The following is a 19467-nucleotide window of genomic DNA, read 5'->3' on the forward strand; positions in this document are numbered from 1 at the left end:
TAGAAGGGTATCCTTCTTTTTGATAATACCGGATTTATGTGAAATCTATATAATAGTAGTATAGGATCGGAGAGGACGATGAACATGAATTCTGAATCCCTTTCAAATATCGGACTTTTGAAAGAGATAGCCGAGTTGCTGAACAACGAAACAGAGCTTGATTCCATGCTTTCAGGTGCCCTGAAGAAGCTGATCAGGGGTTCAAGCTTTACAACAGGGTGGATCTTCTTCATTGAAAAAGAAGGAAGCCACGAACTTGTTTCATATGAGAGTCTGCCGGAATCACTCTCAGAGCGTCAATGTGAGCCGATGAAAAAGGGCGGGTGCTGGTGTGTGAATCGATTTCGAAAAGGTAAACTCACCAAAGCGTCCAATATTATTGAATGTCAGCGGATCGAGCAGGCCATCGAAGAGAACAGGGAAAATACAGATGATATCACCCATCATGCGACGGTCCCCCTCCAGTCCGGGGATGAGTCCTTTGGGTTATTGAATGTCGCAGCACCGAACAAGACCCACTTCACAACAGACGAACTGGCGCTTCTTGAATCGGTCGCCTTCCAAATCGGATCCGCCATCAAGCGCATCCTGCTCACGAAAAAAGAGCAGGAAGTCGCGTTGATCGGAGAAAGGAACCGACTGGCAAGAGATCTTCATGATTCGGTCAATCAATTGTTGTTCTCCCTCACGTTAACAGCAAGGGGAGGGGCAGAAATGACCGGGGATGAAGAAGTAAAGGATACGTTCAGAACGATTCAAGGGTTGGCTCAGGAAGCCTTATCGGAAATGAGGGCCCTCATCTGGCAATTGAGACCCCATGGGCTTGAGAATGGAGTCGTAGAAGCGTCCAAAGGATACGCAGAGATGCTCGGATTGACCTTGGAAACGAAAGTTGAAGGAGTCATTTCCTTAAGCTCTAAAATAGAAGAAGTGTTGTGGCGTGTCAGTCAGGAAGCACTGAATAATTGTAAAAAGCATTCCGGGGAGAAACGCATCCTCTATACATTGAAAAGTGAGTCGCAATCGATCCATCTGACGATTGAAGATAGAGGATACGGATTTCAATATGACGGAAAGCAGTCCCTGCCTTCAGTCGGGATCCAAAGTATGAAGGAACGTGTGAAAAGCATTGGTGGTACGCTGAAGATCGACAGTCAGCTTGGAAGGGGAACGGTCATATCAGTTCGATTACCGTATTAGGAGGTGCCGGGTAAATGATTAGAGTATTGATAGCAGATGATCACCACGTCGTACGTAGGGGATTGGTTTTCTTTCTGAAAACACAAAAGGACTTTGATATCGTCGGTGAAGCGAAGGATGGACAAGAGGCCGTTCAAATGGCTGGAGACTTGAAACCCGACATCATCCTGATGGATCTGATGATGCCGGTCATGGACGGCATCCAGGCGACCAGGGAAATTAAAAAGAACTATCCAGATATTCAAATTCTGATGCTGACGAGCTTTTCCGACCAGAATCACGTGATTCCCGCTATAGAAGCAGGAGCGGCAGGATATCAGTTAAAGGACATTGAACCCGATGAATTAGTGAGCGGGATCCGAAAACTTCTTTCAGGTGAAAACTCTCTTCACCCGAAAGCAACCAATCATTTACTGACAAGGATCACGAAACGAGAGCCTCCCCATAAAATTCATGAGCTCACCAAACGGGAGAAGGATGTTTTGATTGAGCTGACGAAAGGGAAGAGTAATAAAGAGATTGCTTCAAGCCTTTATATTACGGAAAAAACCGTCAAAACCCATATTTCGAACATTTTTTCCAAGCTGGAAGTGTCAGATCGGACACAGGCGGCACTTTATGCCGTGAAACATCAATTGACAAAAAATTAATCTGGAAAGGATTTTTATGACATGAACATCGTAATCATCAATGGAAGCCCGAGAAAACGCGGACGTACTGGAATAGCGTCAAGATTCATTGCAAGAACATATGATTGTGATCTTATTGATTTGAGTGACGGCTCCCTTCCACTTTACACTGGAGAACAGGAGCAATCGGAGGTCTCCGCCGTTCAATCACTTAAGAAAAAAGTGAAAGATGCGGACGCCGTCATTTTAGCTTCCCCGGAGTATCACAGCGGTATGAGCGGGGCACTCAAAAACGCACTCGATTTCTTAAGCAGTGAGCAATTCGCCCATAAACCTGTCGCCCTTCTTGCATGCGCAGGCGGGGGGAAAGGCGGTATCAACTGCTTGAATAATCTCCGTATCGTCGGTCGGGGAGTGTATGCAAATGTCATTCCGAAACAGCTTGTTCTTGACCCCCACTGCTTTGATTATGAAAATGATGGGCTATTGGAAGAACCTGCAAAGTTAGTGGATGACCTGATGAGGGAATTAAAGGTGTATGTAAAAGCAGCTGAACTGGTAAAAACTGAAATTTCGTCCCAATGATGAAAAATCGGCATTTTTGCCGGTTTTTAGTGATCTTACACCTGATGGAAATAAATAAAAGCTGATCCAATCGTGCATACTAATCGGATCAGCCGTAGGTGGAATTCTCTTATTGTTACATCTCTGCAAAGGTTTCCTGAAGTGGTTGCTCGACACTATAGGTGAAGTTTGCATGTTCGATATATCGTAAAAGCGTATAGAGATTACGCTCTACAACCGTGTAATCATTTGAAAAATGATACGCATGTAAGAAATGTTCAATTCTTTTTGAAAGAAGGTCATCCTTCGTTCTCACCATTAGGATCAACAGGTTATCCCATTCTGACCGGTGAGTGTAATACAAGGCCCGATCGTAATCGACTTTGTTCACTTGGTTTCCCTCCTTCTGAAGGGGTACTCCTATTTTGCGCGAGAAACCGTATTTTTTTCTCTGTAAAAGTTGGTACTGTTGCAAATGCTCGTTTTCCTTCTATTGGGTGAATAAAAATGCCTGATTAAATCATCCTATGTAATGAAACGTAAATAGAGGTGATGAAAATGAAGAAAGCAATCGTGATGTTATCAACTGTATTTTTTCTAGTATTTTCAAGTCAGGCCCATGCCGAGCAATCGGATTATAAGAAGTTTGGACGCATTGCAACAGCAGTCATCAAAGAGGACTATCCTGGGCAGCCTGTAAAGGATTATCAGTACCAGGGACGCAAGAAAATGACGGAGAACAAAGTATCCGATGCATTTGAATTTACCGTGCAAGAAAATAATGCAGAGAAAAAGGTCGTTGTCATCGTGGTACACGATCTTGATAATGAAAAGGTACTCAACATCTCGGTAAAGGAATAGCGGGAACAGATGAAGTCTTCTTTGATTAAGGAGGCTTTTTTTGTTATAGGCGGAGCTGGCCGTTTCCCCGTAAAACCTGCACGTGCATACCCATATGACGATAAACTAAAGTATTACCTGCAAATTCACCGGCAATTTGCTAAAATGAAATCATACATAAATCGTTTTGATTCTGAAAGGGGATCTTTGTTCCGATGTGATGCTGTTCTTTTCTTACCTATATATAAACTGAATAGAGGGAGGAAGAGATATGCACTCCAATGCATTTAGAAATCTGTGGTTCGGCCAGGCATTGGCCAATATGGGGGATATCTTCTATATCGTAGGGTTGATCTCCCTTGTTTACGACTTGACCGGTTCTGCTGTTTACATGACGGCTGTTCCTTTAGTGATCACCTTTTCACGATTTATCAGCAGCATGGCAGCGCCTTTGTTGTTGAATCGTACACAGATGAAGAGCTTGATCGCGTATTCGCAAATGGGGAAGACATTTTTTTTATGCGTGTTCCTCATGATGATGGTACTGGGTACTCAGAATGTGTGGATTTATCTCAGTTGTGCGAGTATCATTTCTTTTCTGGATGGTTGGGCACTTCCAGCGAGAAATGCATATGTGCCATTTCTTGTTAAGAGAGAGGAACTTATGGGGGCGAATGGCTTCCTCTCAACCGTCGATCAGACGATTCAATTCTCAAGCTGGGCTTTGGGCGGTATTCTTTTAGCGGTCCTGAATGCCACGAATCTTTTCATTGTGGTGATTCTCTTGTTTCTGGCCTCAACCTTTTTTATGCTGAAGCTGCCGGTCATTCCAAGTAGCACCCTGGAAGTTCGCAAGGTTTGGTGGCAGGAGCTTGGGGAGGGATGGTCTCAGGTTAAAAGCCGGAAAGGGCTGGTCCACGTTTTTTGGATATACGGGCTGGAGTCGATCTCAGGGACCGTCTGGATTGCCGCCGTCCTGTATTTGTATGTCGATCTCTCGCTTCAGCGGGGGGAAGAATGGTGGGGATTCATCAATTCAAGCTTCTTTGTGGGATTGGTCCTTGCCTCCTATCTCATATTTAAGCTGCATGGCATCTTTTCAAAACACCGGCATAAGTGGCTCCCCTTCTGCATGATCGTCACTTCAAGTGTCACCCTTGTATTTGCCTGGAATAAAATGGCCGTGATGGCGCTTATCTTGTCGTTTGTTTTCGGGTTATTTGATCAAATAAAGAATGTAGTGCTTCAGACGTATTTACAGGAGAGTGCGCCACCGGAAGAGCTCGGGAAGATTTATGCTGCACAAGGGGCGTTAACCACGCTCTTATTCGGCTTATCGTCAGTGGGGGTCGGACTTCTCCTTGAGGTCATGAGTGTTTCGATGGTTTTCACCTGGTCTGCACTCCTGCTGCTCACTACGCTCATCCCGGTTAAACGATTGCAAAAGAATCTGGATACGTAAGGTTGATAAGAAGGCTGTTCCCTGGGGTTAGGGGAACAGCTTTTTTTGGGGTGACTCATCTTATGCTTGTCGCCCCAGTGCGAGCCCCTTCCGCTTTTCTAATTGTCCAGCTCCGCCGGGTAGTCCCTCGAGGTCATAAGCTAAATCGACCAAAAAGGCAAAGAGCGCCTTTCTAGCCAATTCATCTTATGCTTGTCGGGCCTGCCCAACCCGGCTCCGCTTTTCTATTGTCTAGCTCCAGGGGCTTGGGGATCGAGGTCATAAGAAGAGTCATCCAAAAAGGCAAAAAGCGCCTTTCCGGATGACTCTTCTTATGCTTGTCGCCCCAGTGCGAGCCCCTTCCGCTTTTCTTTTCATCAAATCCCCTTTCTCTTCATACATTTAGATAAGAGAATAAAGAGGGGGATGAAGATGAATTTAGAGGAGCAGAAGAATTTGCAGAATGCGATAGGGGAAATTACTGAGATAGCAGCCGGGTTTGGTCTGGATTTTTATCCGATGCGTTATGAGATTTGTCCTGCTGACATTATATATACTTTTGGGGCTTATGGGATGCCGACACGGTTTTCGCACTGGAGTTTCGGGAAGCAATTCCATAAGATGAAGCTGCAGTATGATTTGGGGTTGAGTAAGATATATGAGCTTGTGATCAACTCGGATCCTTGTTATGCGTTCTTGCTGGATTCCAATTCCCTCATACAGAATAAATTGATTGTGGCTCACGTTCTGGCCCACTGTGATTTCTTTAAGAACAATGTCCGTTTTCAGAATACGAAGCGGGATATGGTGGAAAGTATGTCGGCTACGGCTGAACGTGTGCGCAGGTATGAGATCGAACATGGGAAGCAGGAAGTCGAGAATTTCCTTGATGCGGTCCTTGCAGTGGATGAACATATCGATCCTTCCCTCATGCGGCCGAAACTGTCATGGACGATGGATGATGTGGAGTGGGAAGAAGAAGAAGTGAGTCATGCAACGCCTTATGATGATTTATGGTCATTGGATGAAAAGCCAAAGAGCAGGGAAAAGAAGAAGGTGAAGAAGAAGTTTCCGCCGCAGCCGGAGAAGGACATCCTCCTGTTCATCGAGCAGTACAGCAGGGAATTGTCGGACTGGCAGCGGGATATATTGACGATGATGAGGGAAGAAATGCTGTATTTCTGGCCTCAGCTTGAAACGAAGATCATGAATGAAGGGTGGGCCTCGTATTGGCATCAGCGGATCATTCGTGAAATGGATCTGACAAGCGGTGAATCGATCGAATTTGCCAAGCTGAATGCTGGTGTCGTACAGCCGTCCCGCACACAGATCAATCCATATTATCTCGGTCTGAAGATTTTCGAAGATATTGAGGATCGGTTCGACAACCCGACAGAAGAGATGAAAAAGCGGGGGGTAAAGCCGAATTCCGGTCGTGAAAAAATGTTTGAAGTGCGTGAGATCGAATCGGATATTTCCTTCTTGCGAAACTATTTAACGAAGGATCTGGTGACGAGAGAGGATATGTATCTGTTCCAAAAGCAGGGGAAGGATTATAAAATTGTCGATAAAGAATGGACCCATGTACGGGATCAGCTCGTGGGCATGAGGGTGAATGGCGGTTTCCCTTACATCACCGTGAATGACGGGGACTACATGAAGAGCGGGGAGCTGTATCTTAAGCACTGGTTTGAGGATGTCGAGCTTGATATTAAATATTTGGAAAAGGTTTTACCTTATTTGCACCGGCTCTGGGGAAGACCGGTCCACATCGAGACCCATGTGGAGAACCGGGATATGCTATTTACGTATGACGGAAGGAGCGTCCAACGGAAATATCTATAATAAATCACGAGTCGCATCACGGAGAAGAATCCTGATGCGGCTCTTTTTTTGTTCTAAACATGATGGACGGGTTTATACAATGTAGAGTAGGCATTTATTGAATGAGGAGGAGATAGGATGGCGGATGTTGAAGTCTTTATCGGTGATTTGACTGACCGGACATTCCATTATGAGGGAGGAGACTGGAATCATAATTATCCGAAGCGGATCAGTCCGTTTTTTCCTAAAGGGTATGACCTGTTTTTTGCCCTGTTGGATGGCATTTACTATAAAAGATTCGAAGGCAGGCAAACAGATTGGGGAAGCCATACATGCCTGATGTACCCTGATGAAATGCTGTCGGTGCTGGAAGACTACTATAAGAGAGAGGGGGATAATGAGGAGGTGCAGCAATTGTTTCAATTCATCAAGAAGCTTGATCATGGACGGCAATATGGCTTAGTGGCATGCGAAATGTCATAACGTGAAAAGGACAAACTGCGATTAGGGCGGTTTGTCCTTTCTTGATTCACCCCCAGTACGAGCCCCTTCCGCTTTTCTAAATTACATACTAATATTGCTTCGATTCGGAAAGCGCGTATGGAGTCTTTCGGTAAAGTATAGAAACGATTTTTGGAAGATGGGACTTTGGATGAACGTATAAATAAACGTGAAAACGAAGACGGGACCGGAGAGGAGTAGACCGATCAGTAAGACGGTGCACTCGCATAGGATCCGGACTCTGCTGATGGAAAGATTGGTCAGGTCTGAAATGGTGAGCATAAATCCATCTCTTGGACCGGTTCCAAGATGGGCAGCCGAATACAACCCGCCTCCGACCCCCATGAACAGAATGGCAGACAGGAGAATCAAGGTGTCCATAACGGGGCCCGTTTGTGGAGGAAGCAAATCATAAAATAGAAAAAGATCAACAAGCATGCCGACCATCACTCCATTCAGGATGGTTCCGATTTGAATGTATTTTCCTTTCAAGATAAGCGTGCCTGCTATGAGAGTGGCACCGACAATGATATTCCACGTTCCGATGGTCAGCCCGAACTTGTCGAACAGGGCGATATTTAATACATCCCATGGGTGGATGCCTAAGTATTGGACTTTAATGGACATGCTGATTCCATAGCTGAAAATAAGTAAACCGATTACAAAATAGCTGATTTGCCAATAAATTTTCATCGTTTCTCCTTTTATCCTACCGTCATCTCTACTCTAACATTATTTTACAATGAAACGCTTTATGATGAAATGGTCCTTTTTTCATTCTGTTTATAAGGAGGGATGAGTCAATCTGACAAATTGTGGTTTGTTCTTGTTTATACAGGTTTCTTCAAGGGGTATGGACTAGTATCACAAGAAAAGGGGGAATAAGATGCAAACCGTGAAGTATGCTTGGAAAACGCTATGGGAGTGGCATGCTGATGTATTGGACACGTTCAGGTTTTTTACATCGGGAAGTACTCCAGCTGGGGTAAATGGAGGGATGCAGACGGATCGTTCTCCGGAACCGACTGCAAATCCCGGGAAAAAAATCGGATTTATGTTAGGGCCGGTTTTATTCTTTCTTATCATCCTGTTCTTTTCTCCTGAAGGATTGTCCAAAGAAGCAGTGGGGGTTCTTGCGGGAACCGTCTGGATCGCGATTTGGTGGATTACGGAAGCGATTCCAATTCCGGCTACATCCCTTCTGCCGATCATCCTGTTTCCCGTTACCGGGGCACTGCAGTCAGGGGATGTCACATCTGCTTATGGAGATGGGACCATCTTTTTGTTTATGGGCGGGTTCATCATCGCGATTGCCATGGAAAAATGGAATTTACATAAACGAATCGCCATGAACATCATCCTGCTGATTGGGACGAGTACAGAACGGATTGTCCTTGGGTTCATGCTTGCTACGGGGTTTCTGTCCATGTGGATTTCGAACACGGCAACGGCTATGATGATGCTGCCGATCGGAACCGCGGTGATTTACCAGGTGAATGAAAGCTTAAAGAAGGAGGGAGCGAATAGAACAGGGCACTTCAGTAAAGTCATCATGCTGGGGATTGCCTATAGTGCATCGATCGGAGGATTAGGGACATTAATTGGAACGCCACCGAACACCATTTTCGCAGCTGTTGTGAAACAGCTCTATGGTATCGATTTCTCCTTTGCAAAGTGGATGCTGTTCGGAGTCCCTCTTGCAGCCATTCTCCTCATCGTAACATGGTGGTATCTCATTAAAGTGGCGTTTCCTTTGAAAATAAAAGAACTGCCGGGGGGAAGGGAAATCGTCGAACAGGAAAACCGTTCCCTTGGGCGCATTTCATTTGAGGAAAAGCTCGTTCTCACTGTCTTTACGGCCACTGCCCTTTGCTGGATCACTCGTTCCTTCTTATTGAACAAGTGGATTCCTTCTTTAGATGACACGATCATTGCCATGACGGGGGCACTTGTCCTCTTCCTTCTTCCAGGAAGGAAAGAGGCAAGATTGATCAACTGGGAGGATGCCAAGAAGCTGCCATGGGGTATCCTGCTTCTATTCGGGGGAGGACTCGCCATTGCCAAGGGGTTCAAGGAAACAGGCTTGGCAGAATGGATCGGAAAGCAGTTGACGGTCCTTGATGGTGTCTCTTTCATTATCATCCTTGCAGCTGTGACCACTTTTGTCATTTTTCTGACGGAAATCACGTCCAATACGGCTACAGCCACGATGATGTTTCCGATTATGGCAGCATTGGCTGCTGCTTTGGATGTTCATCCCTACAGCCTGATGGTAGCCGCCGGGCTTGCTGCATCCTGTGCTTTCATGCTGCCGGTTGCCACTCCACCGAACGCCGTTGTCTTCGGGTCTGGCTATATCAAAATGGGGGATATGGTGAAAGCGGGCGTCTGGTTGAATTTGATCAGTATCGTGTTTATCACCCTGTTGATTTATTTTGTGATGCCGCTCGTGTGGGGGGTGGACCTTGGTGCATTCCCTGGGCATTTAAAGTAAAAAAATCGGATCAGGTTTCTGATCCGATTTTTGCTGTGCAGTATTACTGGGCTGTATATCCACCATCCAACACTACAGCTTGTCCGGTTACGCCCTTTGCTTTGTCACTTGCAAGGAAGATGGTGTAGTCCGCAATTTCTTCTACTGATAGCAATCGTTTTTGTGGGACAAGGGGATAAATGACATCCTCCAATACTTTTTCAAGCTCAACACCACGGGTGGTGGAGATATCTTTCAGCTGGTTGCGGACAAGGGGAGTATCCACGTAACCGGGACACATAGCATTGACCGTAATCCCGTGTTCAGCACCTTCTAAGGCCGAGACTTTTGTCAACCCGATGACACCATGCTTCGCGCTATTATAGGCAGCTTTTCCGGCAAATCCAATCAGGCCATTGATGGAGGCCATGTTGATGATCCGACCAAACTTTTGCTTTTTCATATGTGGAAAAGCAAATTTTGTTGCAATGAATGGGGCGGTCAGCATGATTTTGATTAATAGTTCGAACTTTTCAATCGGAAAATCTTCAATGGGTGAAACATGTTGAAGCCCTGCATTATTGATCAGGACATCGATCCGTCCATAGTGTTCTACGGTCTTATCGATTCCGGCCTTCACGTCGTCTTCACTCGTTACGTCGCATTTAATGCCAAGGCATTCAAACCCTCTGCTTTTTAGTTCATCTACCGCTTCATCCAATCCTTCTTGATTGATATCGGACAGGACGACCTTTGCACCATTTTGGGCAAAATGTTCCCCGATTTCAAATCCGATCCCTCTTGCAGCACCTGTAATAAATACCACTTTGTCATTGACCATTTTGATTTCCTCCTCGAATTAGTAAATTCCCATATTGGCTAGTATGATTGAAACGATTTCCGCGATTGTCGGAATAAGCAGCCCGACAACGGCAACATCTAGATATGAATCTTTATGAGTAAGTCCCGTTACGGCAAATAGGGTCAGGAGAGCGCCATTATGAGGCAGAATCGATGCACCGGAAGAGATGGACGCAATTCGGTGGAATGCTTCTGCGCTGATTCCGCTTGTCTGTGAAAGCTCATAATATTTATCTCCCAGCGCCTCCAGGGCAATTCCCATCCCTCCGGAAGCAGAACCCGTTATGGCAGCCAATGTTTGCACAGCGATTGCTTCTGAGATCACCGGGTTCCCTTTGATGCCCAGGATGAGTTTCGTTAATGTCTTGAAACCGGGTGCCGCTGTCACGACAGCCCCAAACCCGACGGCGGCACTCGTATTGATCACGGCCATCACAGAACCTTTGGCCCCTCCATTGACAGCAGGAATGAATTTCTTATAATGTTTGAAATTAATAAGTAATATTGAAAGGATTCCGACAAGAAGGGCAGTCAGGATGTTCCACTTGAAGACATTCAATGTAACGACGACGATGACAAGTGGCAGAAACGAGAGATAGAAGTTCGGAAGCTCCGATTCTTTAATCTCTTTTACATCATTCCCGCCTTTAGGTTCGGTGAAAACATCGCCCTTCGCCGTGAACTGCTTTTGACGCCATCTTAAATAAAAGTACCCGCCAACCGCCATGATTAACCCCCCGGTGATCCCGATGATGGGAGCGGCAGTAGGTGATGTCTGGAAGTAATCAATCGGTATCAGGTTCTGGATCTGTGGTGTACCGGGGATTGCTGTCATGGTAAAGGTGAAAGCACCTAATACAAAGGTTGGTGGCAGTAATTTCCGAGTAATATCCGCCTCTCTGAACATGGCGATCGCCAGTGGATAGATGGCAAACACCACCACGAATAAACTGACACCGCCATATGTCAATACCGCTGCTGCAATCAGTACTCCCAGAATGGCCCTGTCTTTCCCGATAATGTTGGTGATCTTGTATGCAACGGATTGAGCGGCCCCTACATCTTCCATCAACTTTCCGAAGATGGCCCCGAACAGGAAGACAGGAAACCATTCTTTTGCAAAGTCCACAAACCCTGTCATATACGTTTCTGTATAGGCCGGCAGCAGATCGAGACCACTCATTAACGCAACCAAACCTGCAACCAGCGGCGCGATCCAGATGATCGACCATCCTAAATACGCTAAAACCATAAGCAGGATTAATCCAACGATGATGCTAGTCATAATTCACCTCTTAACTATCTATTTCCGCTTATTTTTCCAATAATGAATGGATTTATTCTATGTGGATGGGTTTTATCATATGGAGAAGTGTGGGGAACAGGAGCAATTGAAAAGGCCGCCGCATTGCTTATGCGGCAGCCTTTCGGTCAGTACTTCACTTAAATGAATTGTTCCACATTCCTCATATCCTTGAAGACGAGGTTTCCTTTTGAAAGGGTGATGACGGTGTCCGATTTCTGTGCCAGACCTTGATCATGGGTTACGACAATGACACATTTGTTTTCTTTATGGGCAAGATCTTTCAACAAATCAACGATCCCACCGGCGTTATCTTCATCAAGGTTCCCTGTCGGTTCATCTGCCAGAATAAGTTCTGACTGACATGAAAGTGCTCTCGCAATCGAAACCCGCTGTTGTTGGCCGCCACTTAGAGTGAGGATCCTTTGACGCGACTGTTCTTCAGAGATACCCACCTTTTGGAGCATTTCCAGGGCAAATCCTTTTTTGTTCTTGGCCTGGGATTTTGTAATCTCCATAGCCGTCAGTACGTTTTGCAGAGCTGTCATATAGGGCAAGAGATTGTAGGATTGAAAGACGATGGAAACATATTTATTCCGAAATGTAGATAAACCGATTTTGCGTATGTTCTTTCCTTCGAATAGTACTTGTCCATCGGTAGGTGAATCCAATGCGCTTGCCAGGGATAGGAAGGTTGTTTTCCCGGAGCCTGATGGACCGACACAAGTATAGAAGGTGCCCCGTTTAAATTCAGCGGTCACATTCTTTAATATATGCTGTTTTTTAGAATCTTGTTTATAGTTGTAACTGACATTTTCAAACTGTAAAAGGGTACTCATCATAGTCCTCCTTAATCCTGTTTTGTTAAGATTGCTTTAGGGTTTAATCTCAATACCGTCAAAGATGGAATCATTGTTGAAAGTAATACCACCATCATCCCGATTCCGAACAATTTTATAAGGTCTTCACCTGTCGTATGAATGGACAATTCATTCACAGCGTCCACATCCTGTACGTTTGAAGCTTGAAACGGCATACGGCGTGAGTTGAATGATGCTGGTGTGTCGGTTGCTTCTTCTGACTGAGTGATTTCCTGCTGAAGAAGCTTTTCACCTATTTGATTGGCAACCAGGTTTCCTGTCATAGTAGAGATCCCCATGGCCAAAACGGCCACAATCAAAATCTCAACAAGGAATTGGCTGACTAGTTTCGCTTTTTTTTCACCAATGGCCAGGAGCACACCCATTTCATATTTTCTTTCTCTAATAGTCATCATGACGATGAGCGCCAATATGATGGCTCCGGCGATGGTGACCAGGAGTACAACATTGTTTGAGAAGGAGGCTACATTTTCAATCGGTCCCATCATTTGTTGATATAGTTGGTCATTAGCATCCAGCTTGTATTGATCAAAATCAATAGAAGATTTTTCTGCATCTGCTATAAAGCTTTGAATATCAGCCGGGTCCATCATATAGTAGACGGCTCGATCGATCGCATCACCTGTGCCTTTTAAAGTATTCGCTACGGTATAAGGAACAAACAGCTGATTGTATGGATTCAAAAAGGTAAAATTTTGAGCTCTTTCATCCATTTCTGCTGTGGTCTCATAGACTCCCACAATCTCAAGGGTGGATTCTGTACCATCAGTATTAGCTAAAGTGATCGAGTCCCCGACTTTCAAGTCATTTTCGGAGGCAAGGTTTTTTTCGATAAGTGTTACGTCTTTGTTCAAATCCTCTTCAGTTAGATGACGACCTTCGACGATGGATGCATCTCCATTCATGAATGAACTTGTTGAATCTGAGAATACAATTCCTTCTACAGATACATCCCCGGCCATCATCCTGCCGCCTCCAGGTCCTCCTTGATCACTAGTTTCCGTTGCTTCCTCGCTGCCTACAGCAGTAAAATCTTTGGCGAGGGCAGAAGTGGAAGAGTAGTAGTTGTAGCCTTTTACATAAGTGGAATCGATAAGTTCTTCAGCAGATTCAAGGGGGACGGGGACTGATTGGAATCTTTGTCTTCCTCCACCATCTTGATCCTGTCCTTGCTGCTGTTCCATGAGCTTTTCCCGGTCCACGGTCAATGTCACCTCGCCGCCTAATTTCTCACGTGCTAAGATGCTGGATTGATCCGCAGCGGTCTGGATCGTTAATCCTGAGAGCACCAATACGGATATGACCGTCAGGACGATCAGTAATAAAATGCTCTTCCCCATTCGTGCTTTCACACTCCAAAAGGCACGCTTAATAAAATTCATTCTCCTCTACTCCTATCCATTCAAATAATTTGTGGGCGTGTTTTATTTTTCGACCCGCCTTTTCCATGATTCCTGTACAGCCCGGTAGTTATAAACCGGATCTACAGAAATAGCTTATCCATCAAATGTGGCCAAAATATGAACGAATAATGTCCGAAAGGTTAAATGTGAGGGGGCAGGAAATATAAATCCTTGTTGGAAGAAAGAAAAGAACAATCCAACGATATTATCAGGGCATAGAAAAAACGAACGGGACTTTAATCAGACCCGTTCGTTTTATTTTTGGCGCTGTTCATTTTGGTGACTTCCAGATACTGAATATGGTGGCCGTCGATTTCTTTTACTTTAAAGCAGTAGCCTTGTTCTTCAATCTTATCTTCAGGCTTGACTTCATATTTTTGAGTGAGGAACCAGCCTCCTATTGTGTCGACTTCCTCTTCTTCAATCGAGATGCCGAGAAGGTCATTCACGTCTTCAATGAGCATGACGGCGTCGAAAATATAATGATCTTCTTTTATCCTCTGGACTTCAGGAATTTCATCGATATCAAATTCATCCCGGATCTCACCGACGATTTCTTCGATGATGTCCTCCACCGTAACCAGACCTGCCGTTCCTCCGTATTCATCAAGAAGGACGGCCATCGGGGAGCGTTCCTTTTGCAACTTGAGGAGCAGGGCTTTAATCGGGATGGTTTCAATGACGCGAATGACGGGCTTAATGAAGGAGGTTACGTCTTCATGCTCGCTTTTATGATTCACGAGGGTCGTTAAGAGTTCCTTCACATTCACGACCCCGAGGATATTGTCCTTATCCCCATCCACGACAGGGTATCTCGTATACCGCTCTTCCTTAATGACCGATAATACTTCATCAATGGTGGATCCAGCGGATAGAGTCACAATGTTTGTACGGGGGACCATGATTTCCTTGGCGATGCGCTCGTCGAATTCAAATATCTTATTCACATACTTGAATTCGGAAGAGTTGATTTCACCGCTCTTATAGCTATCGGAAAGAATGATTCTAAGCTCTTCTTCCGAATGGGCGATTTCATGCTCTGAGGCCGGTTTCAAACCGAACATGCCTGTAAACACACGTGCCGAACTATTCAAGGTCCAAATGAATGGATACGCAATCCGGTAGAACCAAATGAGCGGCTTGGCAAATAATAAGGTGATTTTTTCAGCTTTTTGGATGGCGAATGTCTTCGGAGCCAATTCCCCTATTACCACATGCAAAAAGGTAATGACCGAAAAAGCCAGTGCAAATGAAATGATACTAGAAATGGACGGATTCAAATCAAACTTTTCAAATAATGGGTGAAGCAAGGTTTCGATGGTTGGTTCTCCTAACCAGCCAAGTCCAAGGGAGGTGATAGTAATCCCCAGCTGACAGGCAGAAAGGTATTCGTCGAGATGGGAAATGACCCTTTTCGCAGCAACAGCGGTTTGATTTCCTTCAGAGACCAACTGATCGATTCTCGAACCCCTTACTTTCACAATGGCAAATTCAGAAGCGACGAAGAACGCTGTCAATCCGATCAGTAGGGTGACAAGTAGTAAATTAATTAAAATATCCAAGTAGTAGAAGTCAAAAGAACGGGAAGTTGTCCCATTCTTTCGCTTCAATCACCTCCTGTATAATATAGTCATGATTACGTAAGAATTGAGGGCCGAATGCCACTTGAAATCCTTATGAATTGAATATATCCTTTAACGTATTACATTCCTATCCATTGTCATTGAAATGCAACACGCATTGGGTTATTCTGAGATATAACGATTAACCGGAAAGATTCATGATTTCATCATAGTGAATATTTATGAACAATACAATCATTTAGGATTCAAAACACTGGATAATTGGAAAGGAGGACGATCATGGCAGACGTTTTTAATCAAGAGTTTGTTGTATCCCTTATCATTGCCTTTTCGGTTTATGTCATTTTAAGAGGAGTAGCCATTTTCTTCGGCAAAGCAGGAAAAGGGTATCTTGAAAACCTTCAATCCCAAACAGGACGGTTATACCTGCAATTAATTGGAGGCTACTATATATTATCAGGTGTATTGGGCCTGCTTATTCCCCGATTAGACTGGAAAACAGAAGACATTTACTTCGCCATCGCCATCTTCGCCATTACATCCGTTGTGTTCTGGGTAACACTTGACCTCTTCATGAAGCGGGAGCGTAAAAAGCTGCAACAAAATTAATCCTTCAGCGAAAACCCGGATTCAGTGTCCGGGGTTTTTTTATGTTCAAAGATCGGCTTCCGGAGCCGTCCTGTTCATAGGGTGGATGCCATATTTTTGCTTAATGGAAGCGGCGGTACGTATAATAGTGAATAGTATTCATGTACTTAGAAGAAAACATTTGAAAGTGAGGGATATTTTATGGGTCACGATCACAGTCATGGCCACAACCAAAATAAAAAAGCATTATTAATCAGCTTTCTTTTCATTTTTTCTTTTATGATTGTTGAAGTGGTGGGGGGAGTGGTGACAAATAGTCTCGCTCTTCTTTCAGATGCAGGGCATATGCTCAGTGATGCAGCGGCACTTGGCTTAAGTCTGGCCGCTTTCTATATAGGGGAGAAGGCGTCGGATATGGGTAAGACCTACGGGTACAAACGTTTTGAAATCGTAGCTGCCTTTTTGAACGGGATCACCCTGATCCTGGTTTCCCTTTATATTTTCTGGGAAGCTTACCGTCGCTTCATCGATACTCCCGCTGTATCACCCGGCATGATGATCATCGCCATAATCGGCTTGATTGTGAACATCATTGTCGCCTGGATCCTGATGAAAGGGGACAACGAACATAATTTGAATGTCCGCAGTGCGTTCCTTCATGTACTGGGGGATATGCTCGGATCAGTCGGAGCCATCATAGCGGGTCTTCTTATTTACTTCTTTGATTGGAATCTGGCAGACCCGATTGCTTCTGTCATCGTAGCGATTCTTATTGTCATCTCCGGATGGAGGGTGACGAAGGATTCCATTCATATTCTAATGGAAGGTTCTCCGGGAGATGTTGATATGGAAAAGGTGTCTGGGAGCCTGTCACAGGTCCCGGGGGTAAGGGAAGTCCATGATCTTCATGTATGGTCCATCACTTCGGATTTTAAAGCTTTAAGCTGCCATGTCGTCGTAGGGGATGAAGTGAATCGGGATGAAATTTTAGTACAGCTGTCATCCTTTCTTGAACAAGAGTTTGGTATTCATCACTCTACTATCCAAGTGGAAGGGGAAACCGTGCTCGAGGGACATCATCATAGTTGTACATGATCGATTGGGAATATTATGAAGAAGCTCCCTCTCATGATTGGAGTGACGGGTTTTTAAAAGATCGATTCAAGAAAAATGGGAAACGGATGTTTATGTCTCTCCATGTATGGGGTATATCCTCAACTGGAGGGATGAACATGCTACATCAAGAAACGAAATCTGAACAGAACAAAACACCCGAATTTAAAAAAGACTTTTATATACAACAGTTATTGAGGATCGGCGTCTATAAATCGTTCGGTAAGCAGCTCTATGAACTTTCAATGGATGAATTGCAGGATGTGTACCTTGAATATTATGTTGGTGGAGATATAGCTCAATAAAAAGACGACCCTTTAAAGAAAGGATCGTCTTTTTTCATGTACTCATTAAGGAACATCATGTCCCATGGATGTTTGCAGGATTTCAAACCATTGATCATGATCCAATTGGATGGAAAGAGAGTCGATTGCATGCTGGATCCGTTCTTTTTTACCTGATCCGACAATCGGCATGATGTTGGCCGGATGGTTAAGCAGCCACGCGTATAGAATCTGGTCGATCCCCTTCGCTCCTGTTTCCTCCTGGACTTTCTTTAATGTATGTTGAAGGCGGACCGCTTTCTCATCTTCCCCCTTGAAGATCGCCCCTCCTGCCAGTGGTGACCATGCCATGGGAGCCACACGCTTTTCCTGACAGAAGTTCAACGTGCCGTCTTCAAAATTCTCCAGGTGATAGGCGGATAATTCAATCTGGTTTGTGATCAATGGAAATGGTAAATAAGATTGAAGCATATTCCACTGATGGTCTTTAAAGTTGGATACTCCGAAATGACGGACTTTCCCTTCTTCTTTTAATTGTGTGAAGGCTTCAGCTACCTCTTCCCCGTTCATGAATGGGTCCGGTCTGTGAATCAACAAGAGATCAATGTAATCCGTTTTTAATTGTTGGAGAGAATGTTCAACCGAGGTGAGAATATGTTTCTTACTCGTGTTGTAGTGATGCGTCTTGTGCTCCGGTCGATTGTCGGAAGGCAGGACGATGCCGCATTTTGTTACGATCTCCATCTTCTCCCGCAAGGATGGTTGGAGGGCTAGCGCCTCACCGAATAAGGTTTCACACATATAAGAACCATAAATATCGGCATGGTCAAACGTTGTGATTCCGTTTTCAATATTGTGTTGGATCAATGATAACGTATCTTCCTTGGACTGCTTCCAGTCTGATAGTCTCCATAATCCATGAATGATCCTCGAGAATGATAAGTCTTCTGTCATTTGTATTCTTTGCATAGGTGAAACCTCTTTTCGTATGGTATGTGTATATTCTTTCAAAGTCATACTACAAGTATATTACTATGTATGGAAAGGAAATAGAAATGATTGAACCTCTTCAGGATATTGTACGTCATTGGGGAATGGATCCCACTTCCTTCAAAACACTTCTTCTTCATCCTGATGTTACGGAAGTGAAGGCAGAAGGAAAGACCTTCTATTTAAAAAGAAGAGTGTATTCTTCCCCTGAAAATCGGATGGAGGAGCTCTATTTAACCGATTATTTAATGAGTCATCACCTTAACGTTGAATCCCCTCTATTAACTTGCTCACAACTTCCTTATGTAAAAGAAGAAGAGCAAATCTATTCTCTTTATGAGGCCCTTGAAGGAACGCCATTGAAGGAATGGTCTGCCGACTCCCTGACAAATGCAGGAGCATACCTTGCAACCCTTCATCTCATCCTTAAAGACTATCGGTGTCATTATGAAACGAAGGGCTGGGAGATTGAAAGTCATGTAACAGAATGGGTGAAGGAGCTTGAAACTGAATCGATCGGCATAAGGGGGCAAGTGATCTTATTAAAGATGAAGGGGTGGGAGCATCCCTACCGGTGTTTGCCACATCAATTCGTTCATAGCGACTACAATTCGGGGAATATTTTGATGCAGGGAGGAGAAGTGTGCGGGATCATTGATTTTGAACGAATCCGGACGGCACCCCGGATTACTGACATCGGCTACTTCCTCGCAGGTATGCTCAAAGCAGCCCCGAAAGAGAAAAAAGATGAGTCAATGAAATGGATTCTGGCATTTATGAAAGGATATGAAAGGCATGCCCCTTTGACTGCAGGAGAGAAAAGGATCTTGCCGTCAATAGTCATTCTCTTTCTCCTGCAATATGCCTTTTTAACCTATCATCAGGGATATACAGAAGCGGGTGCTTCGTGCATGAATTTCATCGAGGAACTGTTTGCATCGGCTTATTTTCATGGAGTCTTTCAATATGAGAAGGAAAAGCTTGAATAA

General features: G+C 44.6%; 20 protein-coding genes. 12 read left to right on the top strand and 8 right to left on the bottom strand.

Annotated features, from left to right (window positions below; all coding sequences use genetic code 11):
* Positions 1–84: 84 nt before the first annotated feature.
* Genes P8596_RS07410 through P8596_RS07420 form a run of 3 tightly spaced genes read left to right on the top strand, consistent with a single transcriptional unit; the run spans position 85 to position 2414 of the window.
* Positions 85–1200 carry a GAF domain-containing sensor histidine kinase gene (locus tag P8596_RS07410; RefSeq protein WP_224520583.1) on the top strand — a complete coding sequence of 372 codons (1116 nt, stop codon included), beginning with the start codon at positions 85–87 and terminating at the stop codon, positions 1198–1200.
* Positions 1201–1214: 14 nt separating this feature from the next.
* A complete protein-coding gene (locus tag P8596_RS07415) occupies positions 1215–1850 on the top strand; it encodes a response regulator transcription factor (RefSeq protein WP_254653514.1) in 636 nt (211 codons plus the stop codon).
* A 21-nt stretch (positions 1851–1871) separates the two neighbouring features.
* Positions 1872–2414, top strand: a complete 543-nt coding sequence (locus P8596_RS07420; RefSeq protein WP_279726510.1) for an NADPH-dependent FMN reductase — start codon at positions 1872–1874, stop codon at positions 2412–2414.
* 115 nt (positions 2415–2529) lie between these two features.
* Here the strand turns inward: P8596_RS07420 and P8596_RS07425 are convergent, their stop codons facing one another.
* Positions 2530–2784 (bottom strand): YhdB family protein, encoded by a 255-nt coding sequence (locus P8596_RS07425; protein WP_034763164.1) that lies wholly within the window; start codon positions 2782–2784, stop codon positions 2530–2532.
* 167 nt (positions 2785–2951) lie between these two features.
* Here P8596_RS07425 and P8596_RS07430 point away from each other — a divergent pair, with 167 nt between their 5' ends.
* From P8596_RS07430 to P8596_RS07445, 4 genes are all read left to right on the top strand, one after another.
* Positions 2952–3254: a DUF3889 domain-containing protein gene (locus P8596_RS07430; protein WP_034763166.1), complete on the top strand. Its 303-nt coding sequence runs from the start codon at positions 2952–2954 to the stop codon at positions 3252–3254.
* Between the two features lie 250 nt (positions 3255–3504).
* Positions 3505–4695 (top strand): MFS transporter, encoded by a 1191-nt coding sequence (locus P8596_RS07435; protein ID WP_254653516.1) that lies wholly within the window; start codon positions 3505–3507, stop codon positions 4693–4695.
* 411 nt (positions 4696–5106) lie between these two features.
* Positions 5107–6519, top strand: a complete 1413-nt coding sequence (locus P8596_RS07440; protein ID WP_061810943.1) for a SpoVR family protein — start codon at positions 5107–5109, stop codon at positions 6517–6519.
* A gap of 117 nt (positions 6520–6636) precedes the next feature.
* Positions 6637–6981 (top strand): hypothetical protein, encoded by a 345-nt coding sequence (locus P8596_RS07445; RefSeq protein ID WP_279726512.1) that lies wholly within the window; start codon positions 6637–6639, stop codon positions 6979–6981.
* An 81-nt stretch (positions 6982–7062) separates the two neighbouring features.
* On the opposite strand, the gene P8596_RS07450 is transcribed toward P8596_RS07445, so the two are convergent.
* Positions 7063–7692, bottom strand: coding sequence for a YczE/YyaS/YitT family protein (locus P8596_RS07450; protein WP_061810945.1), 630 nt, complete (start codon positions 7690–7692; stop codon positions 7063–7065).
* A gap of 193 nt (positions 7693–7885) precedes the next feature.
* Here P8596_RS07450 and P8596_RS07455 point away from each other — a divergent pair, with 193 nt between their 5' ends.
* On the top strand, positions 7886–9493 hold the full coding sequence (locus P8596_RS07455) for an SLC13 family permease (RefSeq protein WP_481900323.1): 1608 nt from the start codon (positions 7886–7888) through the stop codon (positions 9491–9493).
* Between the two features lie 43 nt (positions 9494–9536).
* Here P8596_RS07455 and P8596_RS07460 read toward each other — a convergent pair whose 3' ends face one another.
* From P8596_RS07460 to P8596_RS07480, 5 genes are all read right to left on the bottom strand, one after another.
* A complete protein-coding gene (locus tag P8596_RS07460; protein WP_034763177.1) occupies positions 9537–10313 on the bottom strand; it encodes a 3-hydroxybutyrate dehydrogenase in 777 nt (258 codons plus the stop codon).
* A gap of 18 nt (positions 10314–10331) precedes the next feature.
* A complete protein-coding gene (locus P8596_RS07465; protein ID WP_279726513.1) occupies positions 10332–11618 on the bottom strand; it encodes a GntP family permease in 1287 nt (428 codons plus the stop codon).
* Between the two features lie 158 nt (positions 11619–11776).
* A complete protein-coding gene (locus P8596_RS07470; protein WP_279726515.1) occupies positions 11777–12475 on the bottom strand; it encodes an ABC transporter ATP-binding protein in 699 nt (232 codons plus the stop codon).
* 11 nt (positions 12476–12486) lie between these two features.
* Positions 12487–13899 (bottom strand): ABC transporter permease, encoded by a 1413-nt coding sequence (locus P8596_RS07475; RefSeq protein ID WP_279726517.1) that lies wholly within the window; start codon positions 13897–13899, stop codon positions 12487–12489.
* Between the two features lie 257 nt (positions 13900–14156).
* Positions 14157–15482 (bottom strand): hemolysin family protein, encoded by a 1326-nt coding sequence (locus P8596_RS07480; RefSeq protein ID WP_279726978.1) that lies wholly within the window; start codon positions 15480–15482, stop codon positions 14157–14159.
* Between the two features lie 300 nt (positions 15483–15782).
* Here P8596_RS07480 and P8596_RS07485 point away from each other — a divergent pair, with 300 nt between their 5' ends.
* From P8596_RS07485 to P8596_RS07495, 3 genes are all read left to right on the top strand, one after another.
* Positions 15783–16112, top strand: a complete 330-nt coding sequence (locus P8596_RS07485; protein ID WP_224520576.1) for a hypothetical protein — start codon at positions 15783–15785, stop codon at positions 16110–16112.
* A 180-nt stretch (positions 16113–16292) separates the two neighbouring features.
* Positions 16293–17186 carry a cation diffusion facilitator family transporter gene (locus P8596_RS07490; RefSeq protein WP_034763183.1) on the top strand — a complete coding sequence of 298 codons (894 nt, stop codon included), beginning with the start codon at positions 16293–16295 and terminating at the stop codon, positions 17184–17186.
* 137 nt (positions 17187–17323) lie between these two features.
* On the top strand, positions 17324–17509 hold the full coding sequence (locus tag P8596_RS07495) for a Fur-regulated basic protein FbpA (protein ID WP_034763185.1): 186 nt from the start codon (positions 17324–17326) through the stop codon (positions 17507–17509).
* Between the two features lie 45 nt (positions 17510–17554).
* Here the strand turns inward: P8596_RS07495 and P8596_RS07500 are convergent, their stop codons facing one another.
* Complete coding sequence (locus P8596_RS07500) at positions 17555–18457, bottom strand: aldo/keto reductase (RefSeq protein WP_279726518.1); 903 nt, start codon at positions 18455–18457, stop codon at positions 17555–17557.
* Positions 18458–18543: 86 nt separating this feature from the next.
* Here P8596_RS07500 and P8596_RS07505 point away from each other — a divergent pair, with 86 nt between their 5' ends.
* Positions 18544–19467 carry a phosphotransferase enzyme family protein gene (locus P8596_RS07505; RefSeq protein WP_279726519.1) on the top strand — a complete coding sequence of 308 codons (924 nt, stop codon included), beginning with the start codon at positions 18544–18546 and terminating at the stop codon, positions 19465–19467.

The organism is Rossellomorea sp. DA94 (assembly GCF_029834455.1).
Taxonomy (GTDB): domain Bacteria; phylum Bacillota; class Bacilli; order Bacillales; family Bacillaceae_B; genus Rossellomorea; species Rossellomorea vietnamensis.